16 protein-coding genes are annotated in these 16,171 nt (G+C 63.7%); 5 read left to right on the forward strand and 11 right to left on the reverse strand.

Annotated features, from left to right (window positions below):
- Positions 1–14: 14 nt before the first annotated feature.
- The 4 genes from ACWGS8_RS21630 to ACWGS8_RS21645 are packed head-to-tail and all read right to left on the reverse strand — an operon-like array spanning position 15 to position 4,914.
- Complete coding sequence (locus ACWGS8_RS21630) at positions 15–1,484, reverse strand: aldehyde dehydrogenase (protein ID WP_454582809.1); 1,470 nt, start codon at positions 1,482–1,484, stop codon at positions 15–17.
- A 10-nt stretch (positions 1,485–1,494) separates the two neighbouring features.
- Entirely contained in the window at positions 1,495–2,532 is a 1,038-nt protein-coding gene (locus tag ACWGS8_RS21635; protein WP_454582810.1) for an LLM class flavin-dependent oxidoreductase, read from the reverse strand.
- Positions 2,529–4,334, reverse strand: a complete 1,806-nt coding sequence (locus tag ACWGS8_RS21640; RefSeq protein WP_454582811.1) for an alpha/beta fold hydrolase — start codon at positions 4,332–4,334, stop codon at positions 2,529–2,531. Before ACWGS8_RS21640 ends, ACWGS8_RS21635 begins: the two co-directional genes overlap by 4 nt.
- Positions 4,327–4,914, reverse strand: a complete 588-nt coding sequence (locus tag ACWGS8_RS21645) for an amino acid synthesis family protein (RefSeq protein WP_454582812.1) — start codon at positions 4,912–4,914, stop codon at positions 4,327–4,329. Before ACWGS8_RS21645 ends, ACWGS8_RS21640 begins: the two co-directional genes overlap by 8 nt.
- 115 nt (positions 4,915–5,029) lie before the next feature.
- On the opposite strand from ACWGS8_RS21645, the gene ACWGS8_RS21650 reads away from it, so the two are divergent.
- Positions 5,030–5,707: a GntR family transcriptional regulator gene (locus ACWGS8_RS21650; protein ID WP_454582813.1), complete on the forward strand. Its 678-nt coding sequence runs from the start codon at positions 5,030–5,032 to the stop codon at positions 5,705–5,707.
- Between the two features lie 302 nt (positions 5,708–6,009).
- On the opposite strand, the gene ACWGS8_RS21655 is transcribed toward ACWGS8_RS21650, so the two are convergent.
- Both ACWGS8_RS21655 and ACWGS8_RS21660 read right to left on the reverse strand, forming a co-directional pair.
- A complete protein-coding gene (locus tag ACWGS8_RS21655) occupies positions 6,010–6,510 on the reverse strand; it encodes a hypothetical protein (RefSeq protein ID WP_454582814.1) in 501 nt (166 codons plus the stop codon).
- Between the two features lie 255 nt (positions 6,511–6,765).
- Positions 6,766–8,046, reverse strand: coding sequence for a hypothetical protein (locus ACWGS8_RS21660; RefSeq protein WP_454582815.1), 1,281 nt, complete (start codon positions 8,044–8,046; stop codon positions 6,766–6,768).
- Between the two features lie 421 nt (positions 8,047–8,467).
- Here ACWGS8_RS21660 and ACWGS8_RS21665 point away from each other — a divergent pair, with 421 nt between their 5' ends.
- From ACWGS8_RS21665 to ACWGS8_RS21675, 3 genes are read left to right on the forward strand one after another with little or no spacing between them, the layout of a single operon-like run.
- Entirely contained in the window at positions 8,468–9,037 is a 570-nt protein-coding gene (locus tag ACWGS8_RS21665; RefSeq protein WP_454582816.1) for a hypothetical protein, read from the forward strand.
- A gap of 23 nt (positions 9,038–9,060) precedes the next feature.
- On the forward strand, positions 9,061–9,735 hold the full coding sequence (locus tag ACWGS8_RS21670; RefSeq protein ID WP_454582817.1) for a hypothetical protein: 675 nt from the start codon (positions 9,061–9,063) through the stop codon (positions 9,733–9,735).
- Between the two features lies 1 nt (position 9,736).
- Positions 9,737–10,483: a protein phosphatase 2C domain-containing protein gene (locus ACWGS8_RS21675; protein WP_454582818.1), complete on the forward strand. Its 747-nt coding sequence runs from the start codon at positions 9,737–9,739 to the stop codon at positions 10,481–10,483.
- 209 nt (positions 10,484–10,692) lie between these two features.
- Here ACWGS8_RS21675 and scpB read toward each other — a convergent pair whose 3' ends face one another.
- From scpB to ACWGS8_RS21690, 3 genes are all read right to left on the reverse strand, one after another.
- Positions 10,693–11,412, reverse strand: coding sequence for an SMC-Scp complex subunit ScpB (gene scpB / locus ACWGS8_RS21680; RefSeq protein ID WP_454582819.1), 720 nt, complete (start codon positions 11,410–11,412; stop codon positions 10,693–10,695).
- A 2-nt stretch (positions 11,413–11,414) separates the two neighbouring features.
- Positions 11,415–12,371, reverse strand: a complete 957-nt coding sequence (locus ACWGS8_RS21685) for a DUF1403 family protein (RefSeq protein WP_454582820.1) — start codon at positions 12,369–12,371, stop codon at positions 11,415–11,417.
- 401 nt (positions 12,372–12,772) lie between these two features.
- Entirely contained in the window at positions 12,773–13,795 is a 1,023-nt protein-coding gene (locus tag ACWGS8_RS21690; protein ID WP_454583036.1) for a nucleotidyltransferase family protein, read from the reverse strand.
- 213 nt (positions 13,796–14,008) lie between these two features.
- On the opposite strand from ACWGS8_RS21690, the gene ACWGS8_RS21695 reads away from it, so the two are divergent.
- A complete protein-coding gene (locus ACWGS8_RS21695; protein WP_454583037.1) occupies positions 14,009–15,100 on the forward strand; it encodes a site-specific integrase in 1,092 nt (363 codons plus the stop codon).
- A 37-nt stretch (positions 15,101–15,137) separates the two neighbouring features.
- Here ACWGS8_RS21695 and ACWGS8_RS21700 read toward each other — a convergent pair whose 3' ends face one another.
- Together ACWGS8_RS21700 and ACWGS8_RS21705 are read right to left on the reverse strand one after the other, a co-directional pair.
- Positions 15,138–15,650, reverse strand: coding sequence for an RES family NAD+ phosphorylase (locus tag ACWGS8_RS21700; RefSeq protein WP_454582821.1), 513 nt, complete (start codon positions 15,648–15,650; stop codon positions 15,138–15,140).
- Positions 15,647–16,036 (reverse strand): MbcA/ParS/Xre antitoxin family protein, encoded by a 390-nt coding sequence (locus ACWGS8_RS21705; RefSeq protein WP_454582822.1) that lies wholly within the window; start codon positions 16,034–16,036, stop codon positions 15,647–15,649. Before ACWGS8_RS21705 ends, ACWGS8_RS21700 begins: the two co-directional genes overlap by 4 nt.
- Positions 16,037–16,171: the final 135 nt, after the last annotated feature.

A 16,171-nucleotide genomic window follows, 5' to 3' on the forward strand; every position in this document is an offset into this window, starting at 1 on the left:
GCGCCTCACGCTCCTCAGCGCATGACGAAGGGATCGGGGATCGGCTCGTCCGATGTCTTGATCCAGACGGATTTCGAGCGTGTGTAGTCTCTGATGGCGTCGAGCCCGCCCTCGCGGCCGAGGCCGGACAGGCCATAGCCGCCGAAGGGAACGAGCGGCGACACGGCGCGGTAGGTGTTGACCCACACCACGCCGGCGTGAATGTCGCGCGCCATGCGGTGCGCCTTGCCGAGGTTGGAGGTGAAGACGCCGGACGCCAGGCCGAAGGGTGTGTCGTTGGCGAGCGCCAGCGCTTGTGCCTCGGTGTCGAAGGCAAGCGCGCTGAGCACCGGCCCGAACAGTTCTTCGCGCACGCAGGGCAGGTCAGGGGTGCCGGCATCGATGATGGTCGGCGTGTAGTAGAAGCCGGGGCCGCCCGGACGCGCGCCGCCGGTGACCAGCCTGCCGCCCTTGGCCAGGCTTTCAGCGACCACTTTCTCGATCCAGTCGCGCTGGCGCTGCGTGGCGAGCGGACCCATTTCGGTGGCGGCGTCCTGCGGATCGCCGATGCGGATCGCCTCGGCCTTGCGCTTCAGCCGGGCGAGGAATTCGTCCTTCACTGAACGCTCGACCAGCAGCCGCGAACCGGCGACGCAGCTCTGGCCGGTCGCGGCGAAAATGCCGGCGACGACGGCGTTGGCGGCGCTGTCGAGATCGGCGTCGGCAAAGACGACGACCGGGCTTTTGCCGCCGAGCTCCAGCGTCGTATAGGCAAGGTTCTCGGCCGTGTTCCCGACGATGGCGCGCGCCGTCGATGGACCGCCGGTGAAGGCGACACGCGAGACCAACGGATGGCTGGTCAGGCGCCGACCGCAATCCTGGCCGAAGCCGGTGAGGATGTTGACGGTGCCGGCGGGAAAGCCGGCCTCATGGACGAGTTCGGCAAAGGCGAGCAGCGGCGCCGGGCCATCCTCGGATGCCTTGAGCACGACCGTGCAGCCAGCGGCGAGTGCAGGGCCGAGTTTGACGGCCGAGAGGAAGAGCTGTGAATTCCATGGCACGACGGCGGCAACGACGCCGATCGGCTCGCGACGAATGGTGACGTCGAGATCCGGCTTGTCGATCGGCACATGCGCGCCTTGGTGCTTGTCGGCGAGCCCGCCATAATAGCGGTAGTAGTCGCCGACATAGGCGATCTGGGCGCGGGTCTCGCGGATGATCTTGCCGGTGTCGCGTGTCTCGAGTTCGGCCAGGCGCGGAGCATTGGCGATGACGAGGTCGCCGAGCTTGACCAGCAGTTTACCGCGCGCGGTGGCCGTCATCGTGCGCCACGGGCCGGAGTTCAGCGCGCGGTGCGCGGCCTCGACGGCGCGATCGACATCGGCTTCGGTAGCCGCCGGCATCTTCGCCCACAGCGCGCCGGTCGACGGATCGACGCTGTCGAAGGTGACGGACGGCTCGTCGAAGCGGCCATCGATGAAGTTCCTGAATAAAGCCTCGGTCATGGTCTCGCGATCAGAGGAAGGCCGGCATCACCCGGGCGATGAACAGTTGCAGCGATTTCACCTTGCGCTCGTGCGGAAGCCCGCTGTCGATCCAGATCGAATACTGGTCGTAGCCGAGCGCCTCGTAGGCCTTCAGCCGGGCAATGACCTCGTCGGCCTCGCCGATCACCAGGTTCTGGCGGATCTTGTCGGGCGCGTATTGCGGCATGGCCGCGATCTCGTCCGGGGTCAGCGGATCCAATATGCCCTGGTGCACCGGCTTCTTGTTCTGGAACCAGGCGCCGAACTGGCAGTAGAAGGTCGACAGGTCCTGGCTGAGGCGTTCGGTATCGGTGGCGTCCTCGGCGACGAATGTGTGCATCAGAAGCATGATTTCCGGCCGCTCGACCTCGGGATGCGCGGCACAGGCGGTGTTGAAGCGCTGCATCAGGCTCGCCACCTCATCGTCGCCGGACGCCAGCGGCGTTACCTGGACCTTGCAGCCATTGGCAACGGCGAAGTCATGCGAGTTGGGGTCGCGCGCCGCCACCCAGATCGGCGGGTAGGGTTTCTGCACGGGCTTGGGTGAGGATGTCGTAGGCGGGAATTGCCAGAACTCGCAGGAGAGTTCGAAGTCGCCGTCCCACAAGCCGCGGATCGCCGGCACCATCTCGCGCATGCGCTGGCCGGCGCCCCAGGCGTCGAGCCCGGGGAAGACGCGCTGATATTCATAGCTGTAGGCGCCGCGTGCGATGCCGATGTCGAGCCGGCCGCCGCTGATGACGTCGGCCATCGCCGCCTCGCCGGCAAGCTTGATCGGGTGCCAGAACGGCGCGATCACGGTTCCGGTGCCGAGGCGGATGCGGCTCGTCCTGGCGGCGAGATAGGCGATGTTGATGAACGGGTTGGGCGAGATGGTGAATTCCATGCCGTGATGCTCGCCGATCCAGGCCGTCTCGAAGCCGGCCCGTTCGGCCATCAGGACCAGTTCTTCGAGCTCGGCCACAAGCTCGGAATGCGGCTTGGCCAGATCCGACCGTTCCATATGCACGAAGAGCGAGAATTTCATTCCTGGTCACCTGTTCTAACGGCGGAAACGCCGGCCCTGGCCAGCGGCCGGACCTCGCCTTCGGTCTCATTGCCGACATAGACGCCGAAAGCATCCTGCGAGCATTCCTTGACAAAGCGGGCAACCATGGAGCGGATCGCCGGATCCGCGATCTTCAATGTCCCGATCGCGTCGATGTCGACCAGCCGGATGCCGCGATCGCTGGAGGCGGGTACGTCGAAGGTGCCGCGATAATAGACATGCGAGCGCGAAGGGCTTGCCGCATCGTCCCAGACGGCGAAGAGGAAGCCGAGCTGGGCCTCGATGGCCTTTGCCGCCAGCAGCCCCTTGAGGCTCTTGCCTTCGCCGGCCGAACCCAGACCCCGGCCGCGCGGCAGTTCGAAGCCATCGGCCGTTTCCAGGAACAGCACCCTGCCGCCATTCTCGAGGATGGCGCCGACATCGGTGTCGGGCGGCGCGGCAGCCAGCGCCTCCTGGCTGAGCCCAGGCGCGATGTAGGCGCCGCGGCAATAGCCGAGCGGCGGCGAGGAATTGTGCTCGAAATCGCGGACGCGGCCGATCAGGATCGAATGATCGCCGGCATCGACCAGCCGCTCCATGTCGCAGTCGAAGCATGCGACCGAGCCGTCCAGCACCGGGCTGCCGGTGCGTCCCGGCCGCCACGCCACGGCGGCGAATTTGTCGGCCGCCTTCGAGGCGAAGATGCCGGATGCGGCCTTCTGACCCTCGTTGAGGATGTTGATGGCGAAGCTCTTCGACGTGGCGAAGACGGGGTGGCCGAGCGCCTTGTGGGCGATGCAGACCAGCACCAGCGGCGGATCCAGTGATACGGAGGTGAAGGAGTTGGCGGTGAAGCCGCGCGGCTCGCCTTCGGGCCCGATCGTGGTGACGATGGTGACGCCGGTGAGGAAGGAGCCCAGCGCGCGGCGGAACTCGCCGCTGTCGAAACCGGCGCCGGCATCCACCACGCTGCCTTGCCCGGCCGTTGCGCCTCCGCCGAGGAAGTCGGCGATATGCCACGTGGTGAGATCAGGGGCCGCCACCGCCATCATGTGGCGTTCGCCGGCAAGCACGGTGCAGCGGCCATGCGGGGCCAGCCGCGCCATGGCGGCCGACATGGCCGGCGAGGAGTTTTTGTCCTCGGATCCGGTGATGAACAAAGCTGGCACGGCCAGGGTCTGCAGGCGCTCGGCGTGGTCGCCATCGGCGCGCGCGAACAGGCGATAGGTGCGGGCATAACCTTCCGGATCGGCGGCGCTGAGCGCGGATGCCGTCTTTTGCGCCGCCGCCTCGAGTTCGGCCGGCACCGGATCCCCGAACCAGCGGGCAATCGTCCGTGCCGCGCCGGCAGTATCGCCACGCCCATTGAGAGCCGCCGCACGCTGGCGAACGGCGTCGGCCATCTCCCGCGGGCGCCGGAAGACGGCATTCATCGAGACGATGCGGCGGACGCGCTCCGGCGCGCGTAGCGCCAGTTCCTGGGCGACGAGCGCGCCCATCGAGTGGCCGACGACGAACACTTGGTCGAGGCCGAGATGATCGAGAAGGCGAATGGCCTGGTCGGCATAGTCGGTCAGTTCCGGGTGCTGCGGCGGCAGCGGCGACTGGCCATGGCCGAGCATGTCGATGGCGATGACGTCGAAGCGGCCGGCCATCCGTTCGATCTGCGGCTGCCAGATGGCGGCGTTCATGCCGACGCCGTGGATGAACAGCACCGGCGCGCCCGAGCCGGCCCGGATGAAGCCGGTGCCGTCGGGCGCAGTGCCCTGTCGAGCCCATGCCGATACGGGAACGTCAGCCATGCAGGTCGCCAAGCTCCTTGAGGTCCTGGTAGCGGTCGCCGATGCGGTGATGCGGGCGGCCGCCGATCGAAGCGCCAAGCGCCACTACCAGTTCGTCCGGCGCCGGCGCGTCGCCGATCTGGAAATGCACGGTCAGGTAATGCGAGCGACGCCCTTCGTCGTTCTTGTCCATCAGCGGAATCATGATCGGCGTGTTCGGTCCGCCGCGCAAATTGGTAAAGGCAAGATAGGTCTTGGCGCCGACGGCGCGGCGGTAGTGGTTGCCGAAATGCAGCGTGTGGATCAGCGCCGAAGCGTGCTCGACCTCGCCCGAGGTGCCGCAGATGGCGGCCTTGCCATAACCCTCGATCGCTTCGCCCGAACCGGCAATGGCGATGACCTCGCGGGTCAAGAGTTCGCCCAGAACCGGGGCGCAGGCGCGGATTTCCGGCGATAGATCCTCCGTGAAGCCGCGCCCGGCCCAGGGGTTTGTCAGCACTGCGGCGACGCCGATCAGGCGCAGCGGCCGGGGCGCTGCCTTGCCACCTTCGATCAGCGTATTCTCGGTGTAAGTGACGATCTTGCGGATGGCAGGCTGCATGAAATCCTCGGTCGGCAACGTCCTATCATCTTATGGTATACCATGTTATGGAGCGCCAAGGACCTTGTCAATCGCTCATGGAATCTGTTTTCGTGTGCGGCGCAGGAGACAGGACATGACCGACGACACGCTTCGCATCGACCGCAGCGCCAAGACCTTGAGGACACTGGCGCTGGAACGCATGCGCGAGGCGATCATGGATTTCCATTTCCAGCCCGGCGAGAGGCTGGTCGAGCGGCCGCTCTGCGACCAGCTTGGCGTCAGCCGCTCGGTCGTGCGGGAGGTTCTGCGGCAGCTGGAGGCCGAAGGCCTGGTGCAGATGATCCCCGGGCACGGGCCGGCCGTGGCCAAGCCGGACCTTGGCCGCACCGACGAGATTTACGAACTCAGGGCGCTGCTCGAAGGCATAGCAGCGCGCGCCTGCGCCATGTCCGCAACGAATGCGCAACTGGCCCTGCTCGACAGCGCGCTCGCCAACCTTGTCGAAGCTTGGGCATCCGGCAAGCCGGCCGAGGTGATGCGGGCCACGACAAAGTTTTACGAAGTGCTTTTCGAGGCCGCCGACAAGCGCGTTGCCTGGGAGATCGTGATCGGGCTCAATGTGCGCATCAACCAGCTACGTTCCATGACGATTCTCTCGGCCAACCGCCGTGGACCGGCGATTGCCGAGATGACCGAAATCATGGATGCCGTCAGATCGCGCAAGCCCGACGAAGCCGAAGCGGCGGCGCGGCGGCATGTTGAATCCGCCTGGCAGATAGCGCGCGACAGGCTGCGCCTCGACCTTCTTTAGTTGTTCGGCCCTGTCAAACCACGGACAGCCGTCCTGTCTCTAGGGCCGAGACATATCCATTGACCGAGCGGTTTAAAGCAAACTTCGGACTGTTCGAGTGCAATACTATCGTGACTGCGCAATTGTCCCAGTGGCAAAACGGCGTGACCCGGCCTTTTCTCCGCTGCGCTTATTGATCGTCCGCACGAAGCGTTCCAGAGATTTCGAAGATAGGACCTCTTGGCTTTTCTCCGGATCGCCTTTCCACGCGGCTAGCGTTCGTTCGCGCTGTGCCGTCCGGAATTATCTGTCGCCGTCCGGAATTAAGCCGGGCTACGGAGGTCGACTGCGGCGGCGTTTCGGCGCTCGTGTAGAAGCCTGAGCATATCACTGCCGCACGACATGCCGCGAAGCGTGGTCTCTATCCGCGGAAGACGAATGCTGCCGAAGCCGCTGGTCCCGGCAGCGCAATTCTGGAGGAGATGGTAAAGCGCGCGAAGGGAGGTGTTCTCACCGTAGATAACTATCGCTTCGTAGGCGTCGGCTCCCTCAACGTTGTTTTCCTCGCCGATCCTCACGCAGTCCTCCCGCGTCGGCTGCCCGATCTCGAAACGCATGCCGATACGGCTTTCGATCTGATCCACAGTGTGGGTATCACGCCTCGTGCCCGCTAAACGATGAGTGTTGCCGGCTTGCAGTAAAGCGAAGCCGCAGCGCTCCTGAAGATGCAGCAGCTCCCGCAAAACAGTGGTGTGAAGTTCTGATATTCGTCCACCAAGATTGGACGCGTCGGGCCGTATCGAGCGCCCAAAAAATTCATGCAATCCTTCGCAAGATCGTATGTGTGCTTGCTGTCCCTTTGGACGCCGTAGGCGTCATGCAGCATCAGGAACATCGGCCTGATAGCCTTGGCATGCTGCGCAACCTCACAATAGGCAGCTCCGCTTTGGGCGGCTATCCAGTTGAGCGCTACAGTCTTTCCGAGTCCGGCTTTGCCCACCGCAAGCACCGGATATCGCATCTTGACCGCCGTATCGAATGCGGCCCGTACGGTGAACGCGGCGCGGTTTCGATAAACGTCATCCGACGATCCTCTTCGCCAAGTCCATCTGAACGGCTATGCGCTCGTTTTGTTCGCGTCGGCGCTCTTCGGAGGTCGGCATCACGATCCGCGCCGGCCGCTTCGCCGGATCGTAAGTGACGATGCTGACGGGCTCGTTGGGGACCGTGTCAGGCTGGGCTTCGCCGCGTGCGATCAGGCGTGCAGCCACGTCGATATCAGGCGCCGACTGATCGAGGTCACGCACTGCCTGCCGATGCACCTTTGCGCGTTCGGCTGATGCTTTTGCGCCGCGCTTGTCGAGTGGATGGAACTCGACATCGGGAAAGGCTATGCTGACTCGTTCACCATAGCGGTCAAGCAGCAGCAACTCGGCCGGTGTTTGATAGGCCGGCACACGGACCCAGATCTTCTCGTACTCGTAAGCCTGCAATTCCGGGCATGTCCAATGACGGCCACCGACCGATATCGCACCCTGAACAACTGACCGCTCTTCGGTTCGCGCACATGCCGCGCGCACTTCGTCGCGGCTCATCGCAGTCGGCGCCCATCCCGCCTCGAGGTGTTTGCGGAACGTGGCTTCAGGAGAGAGGCCTTTGAGCGCGCTCTTCTTGCCCTGCGCAGTGTGATTATAGGTACGCACGAAGCCTTCTACGGCTGGCACCACATCTTCGAACGCGCCGAATGGAGCGACCGTCCTGCCGATCGCCTCCTGCTTCTTGCTCATTCGGTTGCCGCCGATGTGGCCGCGCGCCGTGCTGAAATAGCGCGTCTCTAAGTCACCGAATAAACGCTCAATCGGCTTTGCGGAGGCGTTGTAGGGCAAAGCATTGATGACGTGGGTTGATCGGGACAAGCCATGGAAGCCCTGCACGGTAAGCTGCATGGCATCGTCCAGAAAGGCGGCGAAGCCGAATTCTTTGCCGTTGTCGATATAGAGCGACTGCGGCATGCCCCACGCTTCGATCATGGCCGCGAAGACTTCGATCACGTCGCGGTTTTGCACGCCGCCGCGCTTTTCGAAAAAGATCAGCCCTATCCAGAGGCGCTGCGTCGCCCAGTCTAAGAAGCCGATCAGCCTAGCAGTGGCGACAGTGCCGTCAGGACGAGTGAGGTGAATGTCGACAGGATGAACATCGCCGACCACCAGCTCCATCGGCTGCATGCAGGCGACGGTGCGCCGGATGCGCGGCCGGCGATCCTCATAAGCCTTATGGTCGCGCTTAAATCGGTGGACGTTTCGGAAGTGGAGTTTCGCTGAGACGAGGTCGGTTGGGATAGAACAAGCGCGCTCCAGCACGTTAGGATCGCCGGGACGAAAGCCCCAGGCCCGAGTCGCGTCGACCAGGAACCTTCTCGGCTTCTTGCAGGGTGTGGCCCCACGACATGCCGCCTTTGAGGCGACCGCGTGGTACGGAAAACGGCGAGCGAAACAGGCGCCGACCTTTACGATGCAGGACGAGAAAGGCCGCGTAAGCCGGTTGTCACTTGCGACGAGAGTCGCCACTGGCTCTTGGTAATCGCCGCAGTGTCGGACCGGAGTATGAGGCCGCTTTGCGCCGCCAATCCTCTGCCTGTCCACTGTCCCGGGACTGAGGACAAAGCTTAAGGAATGCGGTTGTGCCGCTGCACCGCCGGACCAACCCGCTTCACAGCGTGATCGTTGACAGGGGGCTTCGCAGTACTTAGTGTCCTCTGTCCGAGGACAGAGGACGGCACTTATGATGAAGGGCCAGGATGTTGTCGTCCTGTTCAAGCTGGCGAGCTTGGAGGACGACGCAAAAGATATCGGTCATGAATCTCCACCGGCCGGGCTAGCCGCGGGCGAGGATCCCTATTCGGTGCGCGCTCTCGAAGCAGCACTCGGAATCAGCAAGACCGAGATCAGCGCTTCGCTCAAGCGCAGCATCGTGTCGAGCCTCGCGATCAAGGACAGGAAGACAGGTCGGACCAAACCAAGCCGGCGCCATCTGCGCGAGTTCATCGTCCACGGCCTGAAATTCGTCTTTCCCGCGAGACCTGGCGCTATGCAGCGCGGGTTGCCGACGGCGTTCGCCGCCCCCGTGCTGCGGGGATCCCTGCACAGCGCCGGCAATCTCATCTGCGTCTGGCCGTACGCGCACTCAAAAGATATGGGTCAATCGGTTGATCCGCTGTTCAAAAGCGTGCCAGAGGCCTGCGCGAAAGATAAGCGGCTCTACGCCTATCTCGCCCTCATTGACGCGATCCGCATCGGTAATCAGCGCGAAAGCAAGCTCGCCGCCGACCTACTCGCACAAAGGCTGGAATGACAGTCCAAGGTCAGTTGAAAGCGATGTTGAAGACGGTCGCCGAGGCGCTCGGCGAGGAGCTGCGCGCGCGCCTGGTCTTCGTCGGCGGCTGCACGACCGCGCTCTACATCACAGACCCCTTCGTTCTCGAAGGGGTGAGAGCGACCGACGACGTCGACCTGATCGTCGATCTCGCTGGCTTTGCAGAATGGGGCGAGCTTATGGAGCGGTTGCGCGCACGCGGCTTTACTGAGGCTGCTGACGATACCGTCATCTGCCGCATGAAGCTCGGCGAGCTCAAGGTCGACTTCATGCCGGACGACGAGGCGATTCTCGGTTTCAGCAATCGCTGGTACGCAACGGGGATCGCGACAGCCGTAAAAGAACAGCTGGAGGAAGCGCTCGAGATCCGGCGCCTTACCCCACAGCTTTTTGTCGCGACCAAGTTGGAGGCATACCGCGGACGCGGCGAAGGCGATCTCATCGGCAGCCGCGATGCCGAGGACATTCTCCTTCTGGTCGATGGGCGGGAGGAACTCGTCGAGGAGATCGCGAGGGGCGAGCCCGAGATCCGGATCTACATTGCCGAACAGATTGCGGCGCTGCTCGAGGATCCGAACTTCGACCATTTCCTGGAGGGAAACATTCGCGGACCGGCGGGCCGTGTCGACATCGTTTACGAGCGGCTGGTCACGATCAGCACGCTGGATACGCACTGACATGACCTGGCAAATCCGGTGGCATTGCCGGCATGGGACGCGGACGGCCGACAACCGAGACCATGCCGGCATAGGCATCCGCGGCGACGCCGTCCTGGCCATCGTTCTCGATGGATCAACGTCGGGGTCAGCCAGCGGCGATTTTGCGCGCGAGATTGCGCACCGCATGGTCAACTGGTTCGTAACCGGGACTGAAGAGGTGACCGCCGACGCCCTGATCGCGCAGCTTCGCATGATCCACGCAGCGCTCGCGACGGACTTTCGCACCGATTCAGCCAGCTACTCCCTCCTGCACCTTGAAGCGACGGGCCTAGCGCTGGTGCTGCATGCAGGCGATTGCCTGGTAGGCCGACTAGAAGACGATGGATGGATCGCATGGCTGACTCAGCCGCATACGCTCGCCAATCCGCTGCTACCCGCGGCGATCGAGAGTGTCGCGAAAGATCCCGCACGTCACAGGCTCACGCGTAGCTTCCGCTCGAAGCGCTTCATTGCTTCTGATCTGAATTCGATCCAACTCGACGATCGGCCACTGCTGGTTGCGACAGATGGCTTCTGGGCGGAGCTTGATGCGTGCCGGCAGGTCGACTTCATCGAAGGACGTGTTGGGATGGTCGAGCAGGAACGCGACGATTGCGGCGCTTTGTCCATTCTGCGCGGCCAATTTGGATCTGGGATCGACCTCATTGAGGCCGAGGCGACGCCCAACCTCTATGCTAGGGCACACAAGCCAAATTTACGCCGATAGCTCGCAACAGAGCGGCAATGGCAAACCCCAACCATTTTCGCCACTAGACTAGCGCACGGTTGCGCCCTTTTTTCTGACCCTGAATGAGCCCCCGCGCGCCCGCAAACTTCCGTGGCCCGTCATCTCGCGCAGGCTGAAACCGCACCCACCAGTTCGCGCGCGCCCTGCCGCGACACTTGGGGGATGTGGTTGCAATGCGCAACGACCAGTCAAGACAGTGGGTCTTCAACCACATCGTCCTCTGCCTCTTTCTCGCAATCGCCCTCCCCGCCCACCAGCCCGGTAGGGATATCGCCGGCCATCAGCTTTTCCTTCGACAGCAGCCCGGCGTCCTCGAGCGCCTCGAAATCCGGCAGCTGGCGCAGCGTGTCGAGCCCGAACTGCGACAGGAAATTCTTGGTCGTCACATAGGTGTAGGGCGCGCCTTGAGTGGGGCTGCGCGGCCCCGACGCGATGAGGTCCTGCGCGCGCAGCACGCCGATCAGATCGCGCGACACCTCCTTGCCGAAGAAGGAAGACAGCTCGCCGCGAGTGATCGGCTGGAAATAGGCGATGCACATCAGCACAAGAGCCTCCGACTGCGACAGTTCTTTTGACCCATCGGCGCCCTGCTGGCCGAAGGCGGTGTGGATGACGTCGCCAAAAACCTTTTTGGTCCGGTGCTGCCAGCCGCCGGCGACCGACACCAGCTCGTAGGGACGGCCGACGAGCTCGGCGCGAATGTCGTCGATGATCAGGTCGACATTGCAATTTCTTCCCACCACCCGCGCGAGGACACTACGTGTCACCGGTTCGCTGGCCGCAAAGATCACCGCCTCGACGCGGCCCATCCATTCGCGCCAGCGCAGTTCTGGCGGCAGATGCTCGAGCTCGGTGTCCAGCAACGCCGGCTGATCGTTTGGCTTGCGGCGGGCGGACGCTTCGCTCATCGCTACAGCCCGAACAGCCGGAAGCTGGTGCGACCCGACAGCTCGCGCACGGCCTCGAGTTGCTGCAGCCGCTCGAACAGTCGCCGCGCCGCAAAGCGTGACAGGTTTTTCGTCGTCAGCGTACCGGGGACGGCATCTTCATTCAGAAGCAGAAAAATCACCTCGCTGGCGCCTTTTGCGCGCAGTTTCGGCACAACCGCCAGGAGTTTTTCGGCCCGGCGTGACATTTCGCTGGCCAGTCGGCAGGCCTCGGCCGCCGCCTGAACCAGTGCGCCGCAGACCGCACGCTCAAAATCTCTTTCCCCGGGTCGGATGCGCTTGCCGCCAGCGGCCCCGGCGCGAAAGGCCGGGCCAAAAGCCTGTGCCATCAGGAGCGACAGCGGCCGCGGCCAGTGCAGGGCCTGCGCCAGCACCAGGTCGGCGAGCCACCAAGCAAACAGCTCGGCATCGGGGCGCATGGCGACGACGCGGGCAGCGATCGTCGCGGCGACGAACGGCGCCGGCCGTTGCGAGCCCGCCAGCTTTTCAATCTCCGTGCAGAGGTCGGCGAGCGCCGCGCCGTCCCAGGCGAGCCCCAGCATCTCCACGATCTTTTCAAGCCGATCGGCGGTGGCGGTTGGCGGCTGCAGCGCCAGTTGCCGCCAGGCGCCAAAAATGGCGCCGGCGGGACCGGGATCGGCGCCGGCCGGGCAAAGCTGCCAAGCGTCACGCAGGGCGGCCTCGTCCTCGGCGCGGCCGGCCAGCCGCATGCTGGCGCCGGCGCATTTCAACGCCAGCCGCTGGCGCCAGGCGCCGACCCAGGCAGGCTCCAGCCGGGCGAGGCTGTCGAGCGCGCCCAAGGCGGCGCCGGCCTGGAAGGCGGCGTCCGCATCGCTCGGCGTGCCTCTGTCAGCGAGCGCCCAGGCAGGGACGGTCGGCGGCACAGTGGAGCTGGCGGTCGCGGGATCAAGGCGAATCATGATTTTGAGGGTAAAGTGGCCGTGCGCTTTGCGCCATCAATTTCGCGCCAAAACGCACAGCCTGTCGGCACGATAAAACGAATGATAATGTTGCATTATCATTCGTGTCTGTACGAAGCTGGGAAATGGCCGTTTTCGCGCGGGTTTCTGCCTCTTTTCGCCGTCAGATCGACGACAAGTCGCGTTCATTGGGCGGACCGGGTAGCGCTTAACCACGGACAGCGGGCGGCAGTCAGCCGCTTTCGTCGAGCGGAATGCCAAAATCGACGTCAATCGGGCTTCCGGACGGACTCTCGCACTCCAGGCGGCAATGTCGCGCACGATCATGGCGAGCCCTGCGCATAAACGGGCGATCTGGCGCCCTCGCGCTTTGGTTCACCAACCACTTTCAGGTGCGGCAGCTATCGCATCATGTCGCCAAGGACAGCCTGCAGCGGTGGCGAGCGCTCCAAGGTGGCCGCAATCCTGTCCCGCCAGCGCTTGCCGCGCGCCAGGGCGTCCTCGAGAGCCTCGCGCAGATCGTCCGGCCTGTCCGTAGCAAGCACTTCGATCAGGAATTCGGCCTGCAGCCGGTCCTTGATGGATTTTAGGCTGTCCGGCCCATCCCGGCGGCGGTCGGCGACGATGAGCTTATGGATTGCGAAGCGTTCCGGCCGCGGAATTTGCACGAGCACGCCGTCGCGATAGGTAACGGCTGCTAGCATCGGCTCTGCGAGCAGATAGTTGAGGTGATGCAGCGATTGGGCGTGGACCCCGAGCGCCGGCAGTGGACGCAGGCCCTCCTCCTCGGCGAAAGACGGCGTCAGGAATTCGACGAGTGTCTCGCTCCGCGTTTGTTTCCAGCGCCAGGTCTTGCCGGGGTCCAGTGTCGGCGCCGGTTCGAACGAGAAATCCTTCAGGACCCTTTCGAGCGGCGCCGACACACTGTCGTCCAGCGCGATCGAGAGTCGCTCGAAGCTGGCTATGTCGACGTCGTTCGTTTGGGCAGTCTGGTCAAGGGTGAAGCGGACGCCGAGCTCGCCTTCGTAGAGGCGGAACGCCTGAGTTCCCACGACAGTCCCGCCGAGGCGGAAAACGCCGGCGGAAGCGAATGCATGCAGAATGCTGCCGGTCGCGGCATCGACGCCAAGGAACCTTTCCGCGCGCAGCAGGCGGACCAGCCGGGCGCGATTGCGTCGGCGATTGTCGCGGTCGTCGCGCAGTGCTTTGATGCGTTGCATGCGAAGGCGAAGTTCGTCGCTATCTTCCCCGATATAGGTTTTCTTGACGTCGGAACCGACGCGGTAGGTATCGTACCAATAGACGCGGCCGTTGCGGTCAATCCGCGTCGGCGTTCCGCGGATCTCCGCCGCGACTTCATCGTGCAGGGACGACAGAAGATCGTGGTAGGCCGAATGGGCGAGCGGCGAATGGCGCGTTATCATGATGCTCAACAAAAATGTCGTTGTTGAACATAGTCCATGTTCAACGAAAATGAAAGCCGTTGAACATCATACCAACCGCCGATCTCAGGGCATATTTCGGGCTGACGTTCCAGCCAAACGTCCCCGACATGATATGTTGCGAATCATAGTTGAGGATCCGCGAGATTGCCCGAACAAGATGACCTGCCTGATATCGTGGAGATCGTCCACGCCATGGGCCGAGAGACTGCTGAAGAGTCAAATGCGCGGTTGACGGCCGCCAGGAATAATCCCTCCCATGCCCTGCCGGAGCAAAATCCTGTCGACCGGCTGCGCTTTCCCGGCCACCTCGATCACCTCGCCGATCGCGCCCGCGACTATGTCGAGGCAGCGAGTTCCGCCAATACCCGCCGCGCCTATAGCTCGGACTGGAAGCATTTTGCCGGCTGGTGCCGGCGCCACGTCGTCGAGATGTTTCCGCCCGATCCGCAGGTCGTCGGCCTCTACATCACCGCTTGCGCCTCCGGCAAGGCGGCCGGCGACAAGAAACCTAATTCGGTGTCGACGATCGAACGCCGGCTTTCCTCCCTGACCTGGAACTATGCGCAGCGCGGCCAGCCGCTCGACCGCAAGGACCGGCATATCGCCACCGTTATGGCCGGTATCCGCAACACCCACGCGTCCCCTCCCCGGCAGAAGGAAGCGATCCTGCCCAAGGATTTGATTGCCATGCTGGAGACGCTTCCCCGCGGCACCCTACGCGGTTTGCGCGACCGTGCCATGCTGCTGCTCGGCTTCGCGGGCGGCCTGCGCCGCTCGGAAATCGTCGGCCTCGACGTGGCCAGGGATCAAACCGAGGATAGTCGTGGCTGGGTCGAGATCCTTGAAAAAGGGCTGCTCGTCACCTTGCGCGGTAAGACCGGCTGGCGTGAGGTCGAGATCGGTCGCGGCTCGTCCGACGCTACCTGCCCGGTGGTGGCGCTGGAGACTTGGCTCAAGCTTGCCCGGGTCGCCCACGGCCCGCTGTTTCGACGCGTCACCGGCCAGGGCAAGACAGCGGGAACTGATCGGTTGAACGATCAGGAAGTCGCCCGCCTCGTCAAGCGTGCGGCACTGGCTGCAGGCGTGCGAGGCGAATTGTCCGAAAGCGAGCGGGAAATGAGGTTTTCAGGCCACTCGCTGCGTGCTGGTCTGGCCTCCTCGGCCGAGGTCGACGAGCGATATGTGCAAAAACAGCTTGGCCATGCCTCGGCCGAGATGACCCGACGCTATCAGCGCCGGCGCGACCGGTTCCGAGTCAACCTCACCAAGGCAAGCGGTTTGTAGGCCCTGACAAGCCCCCTCCCCTGCCCTTCCACGAGCCTTATGACCAAGACAATTGGTCCTTCGGCAACCGGCCGCTCGGATCGAAGACGGTTACTTTGTGCGGAAGGTCCGGGCCCCAGTCCCAAAGGACAAGGTTACGATCCTCATCCTGGGCACTTGGCGAGAAGCTTGGGACCACAATTCCGGCAACACCGCGGGGCCTCAGCCGGTCGTAAATGGACCAGGACGCCGGACGCTCTCCCTCACTCAGAGCCGTGGCCCAGGCACAGGCCATGTCCTCGAGCGCGATGGCGAATTCTGCCCCCTCGGTCGTCAGATCCACGACGTCCTCGCAGTCGACCTCATAGGAACAAAGGACACAGGGATCGATCCTGTGCGCAAAGCCCTGGTTGGCTTCCTTGACTGCTGTCATGATCGTCAGCGCCAGATAGAGCGCCGGCACGCCTTTGGGGTTGAACCGGGCGCCTCTGATCGCGGCTCCGTCACCGGAAGTCGGCTTGAAGGCCCAACGTGGATCGTGCGCCCTGTAACAGGTTCCGGCAAACCTCACGCAAAGCCACCAACGGCCATGTGATCGAGATAATCACGGACCGCGGCGGCCTTGCCATCCTTCACCAGCGCTTCGGCGGTGCGTCCGCCAAATGCCGGAAGCGGCTGAGCCCGGTACCAGGCCATCGCCTGTTCCTTGCCACCGGCCCAATCGCTCACGCGGCTGATGATTTCGAGCATTTCGCGCAGACGCCCCTGGGTCTTTACCCCAGCACTTCGCTCTGGCCGATAAAGAGTTTCGCGCGCAAGACCAGCGGTCTGGGCCAACTGACCCTTGGACATGCCAAAGCCGTCCGCGACCTGCTCGATCCCAATCTTCCCGTTCCGATCCATATAGGACAAGATGAGCGGCCCATTCTGCTCGGCTATCTTGAGTGCTTGGCCCATAGCCTTCAGCCACCATATCAGGAGTCATGTTTCTTGTGCAAAACATATGGCATTACTGGGTAACTTTCAAGCTCTGCTGACGGTAGGCGGCTGCATGCCGTCACCCACTTAGGTCCACCGGAGCAGCGCCGATCA

The sequence above is a fragment of the Mesorhizobium sp. 43Arga genome, assembly GCF_053714255.1.

Coding starts and splice junctions, on each gene's coding strand:
- ACWGS8_RS21665 (WP_454582816.1), top strand. CDS start 8,468: ATGATGAAGGGCCAGGATGTTGTCGTCCTGTTCAAGCTGGCGAGCTTG.
- ACWGS8_RS21645 (WP_454582812.1), bottom strand. CDS start 4,914: ATGCAGCCTGCCATCCGCAAGATCGTCACTTACACCGAGAATACGCTG.
- ACWGS8_RS21630 (WP_454582809.1), bottom strand. CDS start 1,484: ATGACCGAGGCTTTATTCAGGAACTTCATCGATGGCCGCTTCGACGAG.
- ACWGS8_RS21670 (WP_454582817.1), top strand. CDS start 9,061: ATGTTGAAGACGGTCGCCGAGGCGCTCGGCGAGGAGCTGCGCGCGCGC.
- ACWGS8_RS21675 (WP_454582818.1), top strand. CDS start 9,737: ATGACCTGGCAAATCCGGTGGCATTGCCGGCATGGGACGCGGACGGCC.
- ACWGS8_RS21685 (WP_454582820.1), bottom strand. CDS start 12,371: ATGATTCGCCTTGATCCCGCGACCGCCAGCTCCACTGTGCCGCCGACC.
- ACWGS8_RS21695 (WP_454583037.1), top strand. CDS start 14,009: ATGGGCCGAGAGACTGCTGAAGAGTCAAATGCGCGGTTGACGGCCGCC.
- ACWGS8_RS21690 (WP_454583036.1), bottom strand. CDS start 13,795: ATGATAACGCGCCATTCGCCGCTCGCCCATTCGGCCTACCACGATCTT.
- ACWGS8_RS21640 (WP_454582811.1), bottom strand. CDS start 4,334: ATGGCTGACGTTCCCGTATCGGCATGGGCTCGACAGGGCACTGCGCCC.
- scpB (WP_454582819.1), bottom strand. CDS start 11,412: ATGAGCGAAGCGTCCGCCCGCCGCAAGCCAAACGATCAGCCGGCGTTG.
- ACWGS8_RS21635 (WP_454582810.1), bottom strand. CDS start 2,532: ATGAAATTCTCGCTCTTCGTGCATATGGAACGGTCGGATCTGGCCAAG.
- ACWGS8_RS21650 (WP_454582813.1), top strand. CDS start 5,030: ATGACCGACGACACGCTTCGCATCGACCGCAGCGCCAAGACCTTGAGG.
- ACWGS8_RS21705 (WP_454582822.1), bottom strand. CDS start 16,036: ATGGGCCAAGCACTCAAGATAGCCGAGCAGAATGGGCCGCTCATCTTG.